Annotated in this window: 18 protein-coding genes and 1 tRNA gene; 1 reads left to right on the top strand and 18 read right to left on the bottom strand. The window is 60.1% G+C overall.

Annotated features, from left to right (window positions below):
• Positions 1-3: 3 nt before the first annotated feature.
• Genes J4E53_RS02155 through J4E53_RS02145 form a run of 3 tightly spaced genes read right to left on the bottom strand, consistent with a single transcriptional unit; the run spans position 4 to position 3,039 of the window.
• Complete coding sequence (locus J4E53_RS02155) at positions 4-885, bottom strand: TauD/TfdA family dioxygenase (protein WP_103308631.1); 882 nt, start codon at positions 883-885, stop codon at positions 4-6.
• Complete coding sequence (locus J4E53_RS02150; protein WP_103308632.1) at positions 860-2,425, bottom strand: AMP-binding protein; 1,566 nt, start codon at positions 2,423-2,425, stop codon at positions 860-862. Before J4E53_RS02150 ends, J4E53_RS02155 begins: the two co-directional genes overlap by 26 nt.
• Positions 2,422-3,039 (bottom strand): thermostable hemolysin, encoded by a 618-nt coding sequence (locus J4E53_RS02145; protein WP_060740904.1) that lies wholly within the window; start codon positions 3,037-3,039, stop codon positions 2,422-2,424. The genes J4E53_RS02150 and J4E53_RS02145 overlap by 4 nt, the downstream gene beginning before the upstream one ends.
• Positions 3,040-3,211: 172 nt before the next feature.
• On the opposite strand from J4E53_RS02145, the gene J4E53_RS02140 reads away from it, so the two are divergent.
• Positions 3,212-4,147 (top strand): LysR family transcriptional regulator, encoded by a 936-nt coding sequence (locus tag J4E53_RS02140; RefSeq protein ID WP_103308633.1) that lies wholly within the window; start codon positions 3,212-3,214, stop codon positions 4,145-4,147.
• 118 nt (positions 4,148-4,265) lie between these two features.
• On the opposite strand, the gene J4E53_RS02135 is transcribed toward J4E53_RS02140, so the two are convergent.
• The 15 genes from J4E53_RS02135 to aspS form a co-directional block, all read right to left on the bottom strand.
• Positions 4,266-4,341, bottom strand: a tRNA-Lys gene (locus tag J4E53_RS02135).
• A 63-nt stretch (positions 4,342-4,404) separates the two neighbouring features.
• Entirely contained in the window at positions 4,405-5,079 is a 675-nt protein-coding gene (gene queC / locus J4E53_RS02130; protein WP_162491257.1) for a 7-cyano-7-deazaguanine synthase QueC, read from the bottom strand.
• A gap of 19 nt (positions 5,080-5,098) precedes the next feature.
• Positions 5,099-5,746 (bottom strand): 7-carboxy-7-deazaguanine synthase QueE, encoded by a 648-nt coding sequence (queE, locus tag J4E53_RS02125; RefSeq protein ID WP_103308634.1) that lies wholly within the window; start codon positions 5,744-5,746, stop codon positions 5,099-5,101.
• Positions 5,747-5,912: 166 nt separating this feature from the next.
• Positions 5,913-6,746, bottom strand: a complete 834-nt coding sequence (ybgF, locus tag J4E53_RS02120; protein WP_060740901.1) for a tol-pal system protein YbgF — start codon at positions 6,744-6,746, stop codon at positions 5,913-5,915.
• A 6-nt stretch (positions 6,747-6,752) separates the two neighbouring features.
• Complete coding sequence (gene pal / locus J4E53_RS02115) at positions 6,753-7,250, bottom strand: peptidoglycan-associated lipoprotein Pal (protein ID WP_003205029.1); 498 nt, start codon at positions 7,248-7,250, stop codon at positions 6,753-6,755.
• 52 nt (positions 7,251-7,302) lie between these two features.
• Positions 7,303-8,604 (bottom strand): Tol-Pal system beta propeller repeat protein TolB, encoded by a 1,302-nt coding sequence (gene tolB / locus J4E53_RS02110; RefSeq protein ID WP_060740900.1) that lies wholly within the window; start codon positions 8,602-8,604, stop codon positions 7,303-7,305.
• Positions 8,601-9,680, bottom strand: a complete 1,080-nt coding sequence (gene tolA / locus J4E53_RS02105) for a cell envelope integrity protein TolA (RefSeq protein WP_003205033.1) — start codon at positions 9,678-9,680, stop codon at positions 8,601-8,603. Before tolA ends, tolB begins: the two co-directional genes overlap by 4 nt.
• On the bottom strand, positions 9,680-10,132 hold the full coding sequence (tolR, locus tag J4E53_RS02100; protein ID WP_161798348.1) for a protein TolR: 453 nt from the start codon (positions 10,130-10,132) through the stop codon (positions 9,680-9,682). The genes tolA and tolR overlap by 1 nt, the downstream gene beginning before the upstream one ends.
• Positions 10,133-10,155: 23 nt before the next feature.
• A complete protein-coding gene (tolQ, locus tag J4E53_RS02095) occupies positions 10,156-10,851 on the bottom strand; it encodes a protein TolQ (protein WP_014339916.1) in 696 nt (231 codons plus the stop codon).
• Positions 10,841-11,308, bottom strand: coding sequence for a tol-pal system-associated acyl-CoA thioesterase (ybgC, locus tag J4E53_RS02090; protein WP_003205037.1), 468 nt, complete (start codon positions 11,306-11,308; stop codon positions 10,841-10,843). The genes tolQ and ybgC overlap by 11 nt, the downstream gene beginning before the upstream one ends.
• Before the next feature lie 127 nt (positions 11,309-11,435).
• Complete coding sequence (gene ruvB, locus J4E53_RS02085; protein WP_003178599.1) at positions 11,436-12,497, bottom strand: Holliday junction branch migration DNA helicase RuvB; 1,062 nt, start codon at positions 12,495-12,497, stop codon at positions 11,436-11,438.
• Complete coding sequence (gene ruvA, locus J4E53_RS02080) at positions 12,498-13,106, bottom strand: Holliday junction branch migration protein RuvA (RefSeq protein WP_053124616.1); 609 nt, start codon at positions 13,104-13,106, stop codon at positions 12,498-12,500. It lies immediately after the preceding gene.
• A gap of 114 nt (positions 13,107-13,220) precedes the next feature.
• The gene (gene ruvC, locus J4E53_RS02075; RefSeq protein WP_014339919.1) at positions 13,221-13,745 is read right to left on the bottom strand and encodes a crossover junction endodeoxyribonuclease RuvC; all 525 of its coding nucleotides are present in this window, start codon (positions 13,743-13,745) and stop codon (positions 13,221-13,223) included.
• A 152-nt stretch (positions 13,746-13,897) separates the two neighbouring features.
• Positions 13,898-14,644, bottom strand: coding sequence for a YebC/PmpR family DNA-binding transcriptional regulator (locus tag J4E53_RS02070; protein ID WP_018614256.1), 747 nt, complete (start codon positions 14,642-14,644; stop codon positions 13,898-13,900).
• A 120-nt stretch (positions 14,645-14,764) separates the two neighbouring features.
• On the bottom strand, positions 14,765-16,540 hold the full coding sequence (gene aspS / locus J4E53_RS02065; RefSeq protein ID WP_060740899.1) for an aspartate--tRNA ligase: 1,776 nt from the start codon (positions 16,538-16,540) through the stop codon (positions 14,765-14,767).
• Positions 16,541-16,542 lie beyond the last annotated feature (2 nt).

Genomic DNA, 16,542 nt, shown 5'->3' with positions numbered 1-16,542 from the left:
CTCTCAGCGATAGCTCAAGGCGTTGAAAATGCGTCGACGCTCATCGACGATGGTTTCCCGACCGTGCATGACCCGACGGTTATCGATCATCACCATGTCGTGGTCACGCCAGCCAACCGGGTAGGTGTATTGGGCGGAAACCTCAGCGATTTCAGCCAGGAACCCGGCTGGGATCGGCTGCCCGGACACCGTGTCGATGACCGGCGCCTCGTAATTGAAGGAAGGCCCCAGAATGCTGTTGGCAAAGGCCGGACGCTGGCTGAAGGGGGACGTCAGGATCGCCGACGTGCTGAAGGCGTAATGGATCGAGTCATCGGCCGGGTTGAAGGAAATCAGGGTTTGCGGGTCCTCACCGATGATCTGCAACAGATCCTCGATCACGACGGCTGCCGGATCCGACAACGTTGGCGAGTAATGACAGACCAGCCGGCGCCATTTCTCCCCCGCCACGGTGCGGCTGTAGCGAATCGGATTTTCTTCAAAGAACGTGCGGCAGCCTGGGGACAGTTTCTCCAGCACCCGTTCGCCATCGCACAGGGTGGTTTGCGAACCCTTGCGCGGTGCTTCCTGGCAATAGAACCAGGTCATGTCCGGCCAGAACGGTGAGTTGCCATTTTCGCAGTGCAGGCCAACCGCCTGGCGCCCGGCGTCCACCAATTGCGCCGCGCCGCCGACCATGACCCGGGCTGGGTCCAGGCTCAACCGCGAACTGTTTTGCTTCACGTAGGCACTGAAATCCTCGGCGTTGTGAATACAGTTGCGAAACAGTACGACGCCGTAATGCCCCAGCAACTCATACAACTCAGCCTTGCCCAGGCTGGCGAAGTGGCGCGACTCGACGATGGAGACGTCCGGGTTCTCAAAGTGAAAGGCAGGTGTGCTCATTGGATGCATTCCTTTGCAGCGTGGAAAAAGTCGTAGCGATATCGGCGCGTTTCGGCCGCCCCGTAACGGTGTAGAGTTGCTCGAGCAACGGGTCGTCCTGGGTCAACAACCAGAGCCGGTTCGGGCGCTCGATATCAGAGAAGCGCCCCGCCGACCAGGCGAGCAGTTCATCGCGCGCCGGTGTCGACTCGACACACAGCAACGCCACCAGACCGTGCTGCTCATCGAAAAACACCGCGGCGTCGCTCACGCCGGGGTATTTGCGATACTCCAGTTCAACCTGCTCGGGGCTGACGTTGCGGCCATTGGGCAGGCAGATCACGTTCTTCTTGCGCCCGTGCACATAGAGGTAGCCATCGGCATCCAGCGCGCCCAGGTCACCGGTGTCCATCCAGCCGTCGTCCGACATGGAACAGGCACTCGGGTCCGTACCTGAGTAACCGCTGAACAGCGAGCTGCTCTTGACCTCGATGGTCTGGTCGGCGCCGATGCGCACCTGGACATGGGGCAACGGCTTGCCAACGCTGCCGAGACGTTGCTGTTCGAAGGTGTTCACACTGACCACCGACGCGTTCTCCGAAAGCCCATAGCCCTGGTATACCTCAATGCCTTGCTCAGCCAGGCCGCGCAGGGCATCGATACTCACCGCCGCGCCGCCGCAGGTGATATGCGCGCCCGATTGCAGGTAACGCGCCAGCCGCTCGCCCTGCTCGCCCCCTTCGTTCAATTGTTCCAGGAAACGATTGATCATGACCGGCGGCACCGTCAGGGCCGTTGGCTGGACTCGCAGGATCCAGTCGACCAGGCGCTGTGCCGACGCCCCTGGCTCGCCGAGCAACGGTTCGTCCGCCGGCAGGAAGTGCACGGTGCCGCCCGCCAACAGTGGCAGGTAGGCGGCGGTGACTTGCTCAAGCAGCAGACTCAGGGGCACCAGCGACAGGTAACGGCGATGAGCACCGACCGGCATGCTCTGGCGCAACGAGGCGAGCACCGTGCCGACTGCCTGGCTGCTCAGGCGCACCCCCTTTGGCCGACTGGTGGTGCCCGAGGTGTGAATGATCTTGCAGATCCAGTCACCCTCGCCGTCCGGCAGCCGCAGCAAAGGCTGTTCGATCACCGGCTCGTTGAGGCGGCGCAGGCGACTGTCGGCAAAATTCAGCTTCCAGCGCTGCGCCAGCGTTCGCTGCCCTGCCGCATCCACCAGAAATCCATCGCAGCGTGATGCCAGGTGTTCGGCCTGGGATTGGCTGAACGCCAGCGGCAGCGGCAACGCGGTGATCCCGGCGAACAGACAGGCCAGGTCGGCGACCAGCCAGTCGCTGCTGTTGCGCGTCGCAATCCCCAACACCACACGATCGCCATAGGCCGGCTCCGGGAAGCGTCGCTGCAGTTCGGCTGCCAGGTTAAGGGCCCGGTGCTCCAGTTCGCCGTAGGTCAGCGTCACCGACTCCGTGCCTGAATCCAACCAGTCCACCGCACAGACGGCCTGGCGATTGTCTTGCAACGCCCGTTGTAGCTGAGTGATAAACCCGCCGCTCATGGCTGCGCCCTCGCCATGACGTCGCCGGGCAGTTGAGTGAATGAAGTATTGAGCGTCATGGCGGCAAACCGTGAACGTTGCGGGTCGACCCGGATGAAACCGGTGACGGGCAACTTGGCGTAATAGCTTCCCCAATTCTTGCCGCCGTCGTCGGCCAGGCGCGTTGGGTCTGCGGTCAGCAGGGGCTCGAAATCGATCTGGCAACTTTCCATCATTTGCCGGACGCGAGGTGTCACGGTGCACAACAGGTAATGCCCGCCCATGCACCAGGCCAACAACGGAATCATGTTGACCAGAATCATTCCGGCCGTCAGGTGATGGGAGACCAGGTTGCCGATTTCGACAATGTTCGAGCGCTCGATGGTTTTCTCGAAACGCTGAGACAAAATCTCGTCGATGGGTTGCGTCAGGTATTGCTCGGAAAACAGTATCCGGTGATCGGCGAAAGTAATACCGGCGCAGGCAAGAATACGATCCGCCGGATCCTGAGTAACCGCAAAGTACTGCGGATTCGGTTCAACCGAGGCCGAATAAGAACTGCGAAATTTATCCCTTACAACTTCTGTGGCTTGCACCCATAACGGTGTCTTAGTTTCCGCGACACGTATTTGCATATCGTCCTCCTCCGTCCATGTACAGGATTTCTACAAAAAGCGAGGCGAGCATATTGGGGAAATTTCCTACAGGCCATTTAAAAAATAAAATGCTTCCGCTAATATATAAATAAACGTTCCTGTCATAAAAACCGGGGATGCTAGCCAACGGAATGCGCCAAAGAAGGATCTTATGCTCAATAGTAATATGCTTAGAAAGCTGGATATGCAGGACTTGATGGTGTTTGTCGCGGTGTATGAGCAAAGCAGCGTCACCGAGGTATCCGAAGCCCTGTGTGTCAGCCAGTCAACCGTAAGCTATTGCCTGAAGAAGCTGCGTACGAGCTTCGAAGATGAACTTTTTGTTAATACCCGTAGTGGCATGTTGCCGACAAGCAAAGCCACGGCCATGTACCCTCACATACTTAGTATCCTCAAGATAATAAACACATGCCACTCTGGTATTCCGGCATTCGATCCGACCCAGAAAGAGATAACCTTCAATGTCTGCGCACCGGAATACTTTGAACTCCTCATCCTGCCTAAACTGGTCAAGCGCTTTATTGGCAGCCGCTTCCCGGTCATCATTAATATCACCAAGTTTCACAGGGACATTCCAGCCGATGAGTTGATGGAGGGTCGCTTCGATCTGGTTATTTGTTTCGGCCCGAACTTCCATCGCGGCGTCAAGGGACTGCGTTCGCAAGTACTACTGGAAGATGAACTGGTTTGTGTAGTCGATAAGAACTTCACATTGTCGGAAGAGGCGTTCAGCCTGGAAACGTTCGTCGCCTGCCAGCATGTTTTTCCGACACCCTGGACATCCGACACCAACATGATCGATGGATGGCTCGCCCGGCAAGGCTATAACCGCCAAATTGTCGCTCGAGCCAACAGCTACGTAGCGGCATTGAACATGATCGCCGGTACCGACTTCATCCTGACCTTGCCTCGACGCATCCAAGCGCTGACCTGCGACGAGAACACGTTCGGCCACCGTCGCCCACCGGCAGGTCTACCGAACTTCACGCTGGACATGATGTGGAGCGAAAAACCGAGCCAGGACAGCGCCAACAGCTGGTTTCGCGAACAGATCATCAAGGTTTGTGCCGAGGACGGCCTGCTTTAAATCCGCCGAGAACCGCTCGAGTCGTCGAGCGGTTCAGGCTCTGACTTTTCATCAGGCAAAAAAAAATCCGGAAATCCGCACTTTCGTGGGCCTTCCAGACTTTTAAAACAGCTAAAAATGGTGGGTCGTGTGGGATTCGAACCTACGACCAATTGGTTAAAAGCCAACTGCTCTACCAACTGAGCTAACGACCCGCTGTGTGGTGGCGCGTATAATACTGATTTCTAAGGACTATTCAACACTTAATTTGAAATAAATCAAAAATAACGGGTTGGATCGCTCACACCCGCCGCAGTGAAGCCTTCTGCACGCAGGCGGCAGCTGTCGCATTTGCCGCAAGCGCGGCCCTGATCGTCGGCCTGATAGCAGGAAACGGTGAGCCCGTAGTCCACGCCAAGCTTCACGCCCGCCTTGACGATGTCGGCCTTGCTGAGATTCTGCAACGGCGCCTGGATGCGGAAACCCTGCCCTTCCACGCCGGCCTTGGTCGCCAGATTGGCCATGCGCTCGAACGCTTCGACGAACTCAGGACGGCAATCCGGGTAGCCGGAATAATCCACGGCATTGACGCCAATGAAAATGTCACGGGCGCCCAGCACTTCAGCCCACCCCAACGCCAGGGACAGGAACACCGTATTACGCGCAGGCACATAGGTCACCGGAATGCCCTCGCTAGGCGCCTCGGGCACGTCGATAGAGCTGTCGGTCAGGGCCGAGCCACCGATGCCGTTGAGGTTCAGGCCGATCACTTTGTGTTCCACCACGCCCAAGTCCCGGGCAACCCGTTGCGCGGCGTGCAACTCAGCGCGGTGGCGCTGGCCATAGTCGAAACTCATGGTGTAGCAGCGGTAGCCTTCGGCACGGGCCATGGCCACGACCGTGGCCGAATCCAGGCCACCGGACAACAGGATGACCGCACGTTTTTCAGCCATGTTCGAATGTTCAGTCATCTCAGCGCCCCGGCTCGTCGTTCCAAAGATATTTATGCAGCTGCAGTTGCAGGCGCACCGGCAAGTTATCCGCCACCACCCAATCCGCCAGATCCCGGGCGCTCAAATCGTGATGACTCGGAGACAACAGCACTTCGCCGGCCCGCTGGTCGAGCCCGTACTGGATCAACTTGGACACGGCCCAGTCGTAATCCTCCCGCGAACAGATCACGAACTTGACCTGATCGTTGGGCGTCAGCAGTTCGATATTCTCATAGCGGTTGCGGTGCGCTTCCTTCGAGCCTGGGGTTTTCAAGTCCACGACGCGGCTGACGCGCGGGTCGACGGCCGAGATATCCAGGGCGCCGCTGGTTTCCAGCGAAACCTCGTAACCGGCATCACACAACTGCTTGAGCAAGGGGATGGCGTTGGGTTGCGCCAAGGGCTCGCCGCCCGTGACACAGACATAACGCGGACGATAACTGGCCACTTGCTCCAGGATATCGTCGAGGGTTCGCACGGTGCCGCCACTGAAGGCGTAGGCGCTGTCACAGTATTGGCAACGCAACGGACAACCGGTGAGGCGCACGAATACCGTGGGCAGCCCAGCCGTTCGCGTTTCACCCTGCAACGAGTAAAAAACTTCGGTGATTCTCAATGTGTCTTGCATAGTCGCCACGGGCGTAACAGCTAAACAGGCTGTCCGCCTCCGTCAGGCACTTCAAGGAACCCCGCCAACGCGCAGATCCCAAAAAGCGTGTTTCATAAAAAGGGCGTGAATTCTAACGAAAAAACCCGCGACAGGCGCGGGTTTCTTCAAAACAGGTCAAACCGGCTTACATGCGTTGTAGATCACGCTGGGCCAACTGAGCGGCGGATGTCCCCGGATATTGGGCCACCACCTGCTGCAGAATACCTTTCACCTTGTCAGCGTGACCGAGACGGCGTTCGACGTCAGCCAGCTTGTACAGCGAATCCGGCACCTTGGCGTGCTTGGGATACAGCTGCGAAACCTTGGCGAACGCCTGGCCGGCACCTTGCAGGTCGCCCTTGGCCAGGTTCACTTCGCCCAGCCAGTATTGGGCATTGCCCGCGTACTGGCTGTTTGGGTACTTGCGCAGGAAAGCGGCAAAAGCCTGGCTGGCCTTGTCGAAATCCTTGGCCTTGATCAGGTCGAAGGCAGCATCGTAATAGAGCTTTTCCTTCGCCGGATCAGCCGGCTCGCCACCGGCGGCAGGTGCTGCTGGAGCAGCCGCCCCCGCGCCTGCGGCTGCACCGGGGGCGTTCAAGTCGCCACCGGCTGGAGAATTCTCAGGAGTCGCGGCAGGTGCAACGCCGGATCCTATGCGCCGATCAAGATCCTGGTATCGCTCCAGGCTTTCCTGCTTCATGCGCGAAATATCATTTTGCAGTTCTTCGATCACACCCTGTTGGCGCGAGATCTGATCCTGCATTTGCTGCAGTTGGTTGAACAGCTGGCCCTGTGCCGAGACAGGGGCCGAAACCCCTCCCCCGGCATAGGCGCCGTTCGTACCGTAACCTGCAGGCGGATAGCTGCTCCCGCTATTGTTATAGCCGGCATCGTTATCGACCACAGGAACCGCAGCCCACGCCGCAAGCGGCGCGAGGCTGAGAGCCAGAACAGTTACAGCACGACGGCACGTTCGCATGACGAATTACTTACGCAGTTCGACGCGACGGTTTTGAGCCCAGGACTGCTCGTCGTTGCCGGTGGCAACTGGACGCTCTTCGCCGTAGGAAACCAGTTCCAGCTGAGCTGGGGAAACACCTTGCAGTACCAGGTAGCGTTGAACGGCTTTCGCACGACGCTCGCCCAGTGCCATGTTGTACTCACGAGTACCACGTTCGTCGGTGTTGCCTTCCAGAACAACGCGAGCGCCGTTCGACTTCAGGTCTTTGGCGTGAACGTCCAGAGCGCGCATGGCTTCTGGCTTCAGGTCCGAGCTGTCGTATTCGAAGTAGAAGGTGGTGATTGCGCGCAGAGCAGCTTCTTCGCTCAGGGAGCCGTCAACTGCACCAGTGTTAGCGCCGTAACCAGCGTTTGGATCAACAGCGCCTTCACCGGCATTGTCGCCGCCTTTGGACGAGCAACCTACAGCTACAGCCATGGCCAGAGCCAGCGCAGCAAATTTACCAAACTTCAGCATTTCCATCGTGAAACTCCTAATGAACCCCAGTGTGTTAAGTAAAACGTATTGCGCCGCGTCAGTTCAGGTAAGGGGACCAGGACGGTTCTCTGACTTCGCCTTGAGCGGTAGGAAGCGGGAGCCTCACGCGTCCATTAATGGACACGAGCATCAAGACTCCCCGGCCCTGCTGGCGGGTGGCGTAGATTACCATGGTGCCGTTGGGCGCAACAGTAGGTGACTCGTCCAGAGTGCTATCAGTGAGGATTTTTACGCTACCGCGCTGCAAATCCTGGGCCGCCACCTTGAAATTGGTGAAACCGTCCTGGCGATGGATCATCACCAGGGTCTTTTCGTCCGCCGACAGTTTAGGGTTGGCATTGTAGTTACCGACGAAGGTCACGCGCTCGGCACCGCCACCACCGGCACTGGTCTTGTAGATCTGTGGCTTGCCACCGCGGTCGGAGGTGAAGTAGATGGTCGAGCCATCCTTGCCCCAGAACGGTTCGGTGTTGATGCCCGGGCCGTTGGTGACGCGGGAGATCGAGCGCGAGGCCAGGTTCATCACATAGATGTCCGGGTTACCGTCCTTGGACAGCACGAATGCCAGGCGCGAGCCGTCCGGCGACCAGGCGGGTGCGCCGTTCAGGCCTTCGAAGTTGGTGATCTGCTCGCGACGACCGGTGTCGATGTGCTGCACGAAAATACGCGGACGCTTCTGCTCGAACGAGACATAGGCGATGCGCTTGCCATCGGGGGCGAAGCGCGGCGACAGGATCGGCTCGCGCGATTGCAGCAAGGTCACCGCACGGGCGCCGTCATAGTCGGAACGCTGCAGGGTGTAGCGGGTGTTGTTCTCGGAGAAGCGCTCGGCCGTCACGTAGAGCATGCGAGTGGAGAACGCGCCCTTGATGCCGGTGAGTTTCTCGAACGACTGGTCGGCGATGTAGTGCGCCATGTCGCGCAGTTGATCGACGCTGCCCGACACGCTGCCGGTCAGCACTTGCTGCTCGGTGGCGACGTTGAACAGGGCGTACTGCACCTGCAGGCGACCACCGGCCGGAACGATGCTGCCGACCATGATGTACTGGGCGCCCAGGGCCTTCCAGTCACGGTAGATGACTTCGCTGGCCTGGGTTGGCAGGCTGATCATGTTCTGTTTCGGAATCGGCGCGTAGTAACCCGAGTTGCGCAGGTCGTTGCCGATGATTTCCGCCATGTCGTCCGGCAGGACGTTACCGCCCTGCCAGCCGAACGGTACGACGGCGATCGGGGTCGCCCGGTCGCTGCCGCTGGTGACCAGAATGTTCTTTTCCTCTGCTACCGCTATCCCTGCCAGGCAGCAGATAACGACAAGCATTCCTCGAAGAAGGTTTCTCACAAGGCTAGATCCTCAGGTGTGAATGTCATCTTGAATGAACGATAGGGAGCAAAGTCGCTCGGTTTCATTCCTTGCATTTCCGTCAAACGCCCAATGTTCTTGACCGCTGCGACCGCCGAAGCGTCGAACGGACCGTCACCACTGGACTTGGCGACGCTGACCGAGGTAACCGTACCGTCGGGCAACATGCCGATTTGCAATACTACCGTCATGCCTTTGCGCGCCGAAGGTGGACGAGCCCAGCCTTCTGCCGCCCGGGCGCGAATCAGATCATCGTAGCTGCCGGCAACTTCATCACCCTGCTCATCGGCCAAGGCCTGCTGGCGCTCCGGCGTGTCGGAAAGCAAATCTGCCAAGGCCTGGGCCTTTTTGTCTTCGGCGGACTTACGCGCTGCGTCCTGGGCCTTTTTCTTGGCGGCGTCGGCGGCGGCTTTCTTCTTCGCGTCTTCGGCGACTTTCTTTTTCGCCTCTTCAGCTTCAGCTTTTTTCTTGGCGTCTTCGGCCGCTTTCTTCTTGGCGTCCTCGACGATCTTTTTCTTCGCTTCTTCAGCGGCCGCTTTCTTGGCCTCTTCTTCAGCGGCTTTCTTGGCTTCTTCTTCGGCTTTCTTCTTGGCTATATCAGCCAATTGTTTCTCTTCTGCCTTTTTGGCCTCGGCGGTTTTCTTCGCTTCGTCGGCTTTCTTGGCTTCATCAGCCTTTTTCGCCTCGTCCGCTTTTTTCGCCTCATCGGCCTTCTTGGCTTCCTCGGCCTTTTGAGCCGCTTCCTCTTTCTTTTGTTCCGCGGCCTTTATCGCTTCCTGCTCGACCTTCTTCTGTTCCATCTGCTCGACTTCAGTCTGGCGCGCGGCGGACTTCTTCGCCTCACCGGCAAGCTTCTGGTTCGTCTGGGTCGTAGCCTGGCTTTTCGACTTGAGCTGGTACAACGTCGCCTGCACGATCGGCTTGGCCGGCGGCAACTCCGGGGTCATGGCAAAACTGACGAACAGCATGCCGAACACCAGCACATGCAGGCCGATGGCCAGGACACTGGGCCAGAAGTAGCTTTCCGAGGCGGACGGCTCTCGCTGTTGCTGCATCAGGGGGCCTCGGTGATCAAGCCAACATTACCGACCCCGGCTTTCTGCAGGCCGCCCATGGCGCCCATCACGGCACCGTAGTCGACGGTCTTGTCGCCGCGAATGAAGACTTGCGTGCGCTTGCCGGCATCGTTGCCGACACGAATGATCTTGGTCACCGCATCGGTCATCTGCGGCAAGGTCATGGCCCGGTCCTGCTGCTTCTCGGTATCCACTTCACTGCCAAGGTTCCAGTAGTAGGTCTTGTCAGCCTTGATCGAAATGGTCAGTACCTGGGTGTTGTTGTCCTGCGGCAAGGCTTCGCTGGAAACCTTGGGCAGATCGACCTTCACGCCCTGATTGAGCATGGGCGCAGTCACCATGAAGATGACCAGCAGCACCAACATCACGTCGATGTAGGGCACCACGTTCATCTCGGCGACCGGCTTGCGCTTTTTTCGGGCTCGAGCGATTAAAGCCATTGGGAAATACCTGCTTATTCTTCGCTGGTGTGCACTTTACGGTGCAGGATCGCCTGGAATTCATCGGCGAAGGTGTAGTAACGGCCAGTCAGCATCTCGCTGCGGGCAGCGAAGCGGTTGTAGGCGATAACGGCTGGAATGGCCGCGAACAGACCGATGGCGGTGGCGATCAGTGCCTCGGCGATGCCCGGGGCCACGGTGGCGAGGGTCGCTTGCTGGGCGGAAGCCAGGCCACGGAAGGAGTTCATGATCCCCCACACGGTGCCGAACAGACCGATGTACGGGCTGACCGAACCAACGGTGGCCAGGAACGACAGGCCCTGTTCGAGCTTTTCTTCCTCGCGGGAAATGGCGACGCGCATGGCACGGGCCACACCTTCCATCACCGCCTCAGGGTCGACGCCCGGCTGCTGGCGCAGGCGAGAGAACTCCTTGAAGCCGGCACGGAAGATCTGCTCGACGCCCGAGTCCGGGTCCGGGTTGCTGCCGGCCTGGCGATAGAGCTTGGACAGGTCGATGCCGGACCAGAAGCGCTCTTCGAAGCTCTCCAGGGCACGACGACCGGCGCGCAGCATGTTGCTGCGCTGAAAGATCATGATCCATGAGGTCACCGATGCGGCTACCAGGGTCAGCATTACCAGTTGCACCACGACGCTGGCATTGCTGACCAGGCTCCACATGGAGGAATGGTCGACGACGTTAGCTTCCACGCTTTATCTCCTGCTCTGAGTGTGTACCCGCGCCGCTCACGCCGGCAAAGGCCGCACGTAGAGCTTCGGGAATGGCCCGGGGTTTCAAACTATGGGTGCGCACACAGGCCACCAAAAACTGCCCTTCGCAGAGCAGCACGTTATCCGTAGCCCGCCTGACCTGCTGCTTGAAGCGCAGGCTGACACGGTTCAATTCGATGACATCGGCACTTACCACCAGTTCGTCGTCCAGTCGCGCCGGCGCGTGGTAACGCGCTTCGCTGGAATGCACGACGAATAACAGGTCCTCCCCTGCCAGCGCGGATTGGGCAAAACCCAGTTCCCGCAGCCGTTCGGTTCGAGCCCGTTCCATAAACTTGAGGTAATTGACGTAGTAGACGATGCCGCCGGCATCGGTGTCCTCGTAATAAACGCGACAGCGATGTGCGAACGACTCCAGCCCGTTTTGCGCGCGCATACTCTAGTGCTTACTCCTCAGGTTGCCAATCGGCCAGGCAACTGTTTTTTCATTCTCGAACGCATTGACGCTCCGGGCTTCGTCTGGGACAGCACGAACCCGAAAAAAGTCGGCGTACAGAGCTCGTTCAATCGTCCACGGCATCGAGGAATTCGTCTACCACCGGCATCTCGCCCATTCGTGTCGGGATGTTTAAGCCAAAGTGCAGATAAGCATGGCGGGTCACCACGCGCCCACGAGGCGTGCGCATGATATAGCCCTGTTGGATCAGGTACGGTTCCAGCACATCTTCAATGGTGTGGCGCTCTTCGCTGATGGCCGCCGCCAGGCTGTCCACGCCCACCGGGCCACCGTCGAACTTCTCGATCATGGTCAGCAGCAGGCGCCGGTCCTGGTGGTCGAAGCCACGCTCGTCGATGTCCAGCAGGTTCAGCGCCAGGTCGGCAATCGGCTTGGTGATGTGGCCCTTGGCCCGGACTTCGGCAAAATCCCGGACCCGGCGCAGCAAGCGGTTGGCGATCCGCGGCGTCCCCCGGGCACGCCGGGCGATCTCATAAGCACCGTCCGGGTCCAGCGGTAACCCGAGGATGCCCGCCGAACGGCTGACAATCGTCGCCAGGTCGGCGTTGTTGTAGAACTCCAGGCGCTGGACGATACCGAAACGGTCCCGCAGCGGGTTGGTCAGCATGCCGGCACGAGTGGTGGCACCCACCAGGGTGAAGGGCGGCAGGTCCAGCTTGATGGAACGCGCCGCCGGCCCTTCGCCAATCATGATGTCGAGCTGGAAATCTTCCATGGCCGGGTACAGCACTTCCTCGACGATCGGCGACAACCGATGGATTTCGTCGATGAAGAGTACGTCATGGGGCTCAAGGTTGGTCAGCAACGCCGCCAGGTCGCCCGGCCGTTCAAGCACCGGCCCCGACGTGCTCTTGATCGAGACACCCATTTCCTGGGCAATGATGTTGGCCAGGGTGGTCTTGCCCAGGCCCGGCGGGCCGAAGATCAAGGTGTGGTCCAGCGACTCGCTGCGCCCACGGGCAGCCTGGATGAACAGCTCCATCTGCTCGCGCACGGTCGGTTGGCCGATGTAGTCGGCCAGGCTGACAGGACGAATCGCGCGGTCCTGGATTTCCTCGCGGTCACGGGGGGCACCCGTGGCGGCGATCAGACGGTCAGCTTCAATCACTTAAATCATTCCCTTCAGGGCACGGCGAATCATGTCTTCGGTGCTCAGGCCTTTTTCCTTGATGGCGGAAATCGCCTTGCTGGCCTCCTGCGGCTTGTAGCCCAGGGAGATCAGCGCAGTGACCGCATCGTTTTCGGCGCTGACCGCCGGCACCGGCGCGTCCGGCTGGTTCGGCACCAAGGCGAACATCGCCGGCACCGCCTCCCAGGCCTTGAAGCGGTCCTTGAGTTCGACCAGCAGGCGCTCGGCGGTTTTCTTGCCCACCCCCGGCACCTTGGTCAGCGCCGAGGTGTCCTGGGACTGCACGCAGCGCACCAGCTCGTCGACTTCCAGGCTCGACATCAAGGCCAGTGCCAGTTTCGGGCCGACGCCATTGAGACGGATCAACTCGCGGAAGAAATCCCGCTCGCGCTTGCCGACGAAACCATAGAGTAACTGCGCATCCTCGCGCACGACCAAATGGGTGTGCAGGGTCAGCGGCTCGCCGACCGACGGCAAGCGATACAGCGTGGTCATGGGCACTTCCAGCTCATAACCCAGGCCATTTACATCCAGAATCAGGTGCGGCGGCTGTTTTTCAGCCAGGGTGCCGCGCAAGCGTCCAATCACGTTTCAGATCCTTGGGTGTTGGCCAGCCCGCGGGCTGGCGAGTAACAGCCCGGGCAGGAAGGCCGACGACACAGGCGCAAGATGCTCGGGCTCACGAAGATTGCGCTGATGCTATCAGAGACGCAGGCGCCCGCCACGACTGCGTGCAGTCCCCAGGCCATGGGGCAACAGACTGGAACGGGTATGGGCATGGCAAATGGCGATGGCCAGGGCGTCGGAGGCGTCGATTTGCGGCTTGCTGACCAGTTTCAACAGGTGCATCACCATCATTTGCACCTGCTCCTTGTTCGCCGCCCCTGTGCCGACGACCGCCTGCTTGACCTGGGTCGCGGTGTACTCGGCGATCTCCAGGTTTTCCTCGGCGCCAGCCACGATGGCCGCGCCCCGGGCCTGCCCCAGCTTCAGGGCCGAATCGGCGTTGCGCGCCATGAAGACCCGTTCGATGCCCATGGTCACCGGGCCGTAGGTCTGGATGACTTCGCGCACGCCGCGATAAACGATCTGCAAGCGCTCATGCAGTTCACCCGCACCGGTGCGGATGCAACCAGAGGCGACGTACACGCAGCCGCGCCCGGTATCGCGAACCACACCGTAGCCGGTGATGCGCGAACCTGGGTCGATACCAAGGATTAAAGTCATAGCGCCTGCGGTTTGAAGAGGATTTGACCAGACCTGTGGGAGCGAGCTTGCTCGCGATGGCATCGGGTCGGCAAGCACAGTGCTGACTGGAATATCGCTATCGCGAGCAAGCTCGCTCCCACATTGGCATTCGTGCAGTTAAATAGAAGCCATCAGCCGAGTTGTTCAGCGACAGACTCCGGAATATCGGCATTGGAATAAACGTTCTGCACGTCATCCAGGTCTTCCAGCATGTCGATCAGCTTGAGCACCTTCTCGGCGCCTTCCAGGTCCAGTTCGGCACTGGTGGTCGGCTGCATGACGATTTCCGCGTCGGCGGGCTTGAAACCGGCCGCCTCCAGGGCATTGCGCACGGCATAGAAGCTGGCGAACGACGTGAACACGTCGAACGAGCCGTCTTCATGGCTGACCACATCATCGGCGTCGGCCTCCAGGGCCGCTTCCGTCAGGGCATCTTCATCGAGGCCCGGGGCGAAGCTGATTTGCCCCTTGCGCTCGAACAGATAGGCCACCGAGCCGTCGGTGCCCAGGTTGCCACCACATTTGCTGAACGCGTGACGCACGGCGGCAGCGGTACGGTTGCGGTTGTCGGTCATGCATTCGACCATCACCGCCACGCCGCCCGGGCCATACCCTTCGTAGGTCAGTTCTTCAACGTTGTCGGCCTCGGTCGCACCCGCGCCACGGGCGATGGCCCGGTCGATGATGTCGCGGCTCATGTTGGCACCCAAGGCCTTGTCCAGGGCCAGGCGCAGACGCGGGTTGGAACCCGGATCGCCGCCACCCTGGCGGGCCGCGACCGTCAGCTCACGGATCCACTTGGTGAAGATCTTGCCTCTCTTGGCATCCTGACGTTCTTTGCGGTGCTTGATGTTCGCCCACTTGGAATGACCTGCCATAACTCGCTCCGTTTCTCTTTGGAACATTGCCCGCCCTGCGCGTGGGCAGTGGCCGGCAATCAGAAATATCGACCCCAATGAAAAGGCGCATCCGAAGATGCGCCCTCTCAGGTGCCAGCCTTACTCAGCCTTTGGCTGTTCACGCAGACGGATGTGCAACTCGCGCAACGCCTTGGCGTCCACCACGCCCGGGGCCTGGGTCATGACATCGGCCGCGCTCTGGGTTTTCGGGAACGCGATCACTTCACGGATCGACTGGGCGCCGGTCATCAGCATCACCAGGCGGTCCAGGCCGAAGGCCAGGCCACCATGGGGCGGTGCACCGTATTTCAGCGCATCCAGCAGGAAGCCGAACTTCTCTTCCTGCTCGGCTTCGTTGATGCCCAGCAGGCGGAACACCGCCTGTTGCATTTCCTTGCGATGGATACGGATCGAACCGCCACCCAGTTCGGTACCGTTCAGGACCATGTCGTAGGCGCGCGACAGGGCGGTGGCCGGGTTGGCCTCCAGCTCTTGCGGCGAGCACTTCGGCGCGGTGAACGGGTGGTGCAGCGCGGAGAAGCTGCCGTCATCGTTTTCTTCGAACATCGGGAAGTCAACGACCCACATCGGTGCCCACTCGCAGGTCAGCAGATTCAGGTCGTGGCCCAGCTTGATGCGCAGCGCGCCCAGGGCTTCGCTGACGATCTTGGCCTTGTCGGCGCCGAAGAACACGATGTCGCCGTCAACCGCACCCACGCGATCGAGGATCACATTGAGGTTGGCTTCCGGGATGTTTTTCACGATGGGCGATTGCAGGCCGTCGACACCGGCGGCGCGCTCGTTGACCTTGATGTACGCCAGGCCCTTGGCACCGTAGATACCGACGAACTTGGTGTAATCGTCGATCTGCTTGCGCGGCATGCTGGCGCCGCCTGGAACACGCAGGGCCGCGATACGGCATTTCGGATCGTTGGCCGGGCCGCTGAACACCTTGAACTCGACGTCCTTGAGCTGATCGGCCACGTCCACCAGTTCCAGCGGGTTGCGCAGGTCCGGCTTGTCGGAACCGTAGCGGCGCATGGCCTCTTCGAAGGTCATGTGCGGGAACTCGCCGAATTCCAGACCCAACACTTCCTTGAACAGGTTGCGGATCATGCCCTCGGTCAGGCCCATGATGTCTTTTTCGTCGAGGAAGCTGGTCTCGATGTCGATCTGAGTGAACTCAGGCTGACGGTCGGCACGCAGGTCTTCGTCGCGGAAGCACTTGGCGATCTGGTAGTAGCGATCGAACCCGGCCACCATCAGCAGTTGCTTGAACAGCTGTGGCGACTGCGGCAGGGCAAAGAAGCTGCCGGGGTGGGTACGGCTCGGCACCAGGTAGTCGCGGGCGCCTTCCGGCGTGGCGCGGGTCAGGATCGGCGTCTCGACGTCGAGGAAGCCGTTTTCGTCCAGGTAACGACGGATGCTGGTGGTCATGCGCGAACGCAGGCGCAGCTTCTCGGCCATTTCCGGGCGACGCAGGTCGATGAAGCGGTAGCGCAGGCGGGTTTCCTCGCCCACGTCGGAGTATTCGTTGAGTGGGAACGGCGGGGTTTCCGACTCGTTGAGCACTTCCAGCTCGTAGCCCAACACTTCGATCATGCCCGACGCCATGTTGGCGTTGCCGGCGCCGGCCGGGCGCAGGCGCACCTTGCCGGTGATCTTGACGACGTATTCGCTGCGCACGCGGTCGGCGGTGGCGAAGGTTTCAGCGCGGTCCGGATCGAACACCACCTGGGCCAGGCCTTCACGATCACGGATATCGAGGAAAATCACCCCGCCATGGTCACGGCGACGATGGACCCATCCGCAAAGAGTAACTTCCTGACCTTCCAGGCTTTCGTTCAGTTGGCCGCAATAATGGCTGCGCATCATGG

Source organism: Pseudomonas sp. FW305-28 (genome assembly GCF_017351395.1).
GTDB classification, from domain to species: domain Bacteria; phylum Pseudomonadota; class Gammaproteobacteria; order Pseudomonadales; family Pseudomonadaceae; genus Aquipseudomonas; species Aquipseudomonas fluorescens_AA.
This window is presented reverse-complemented; position numbering and strand designations above follow the sequence as displayed.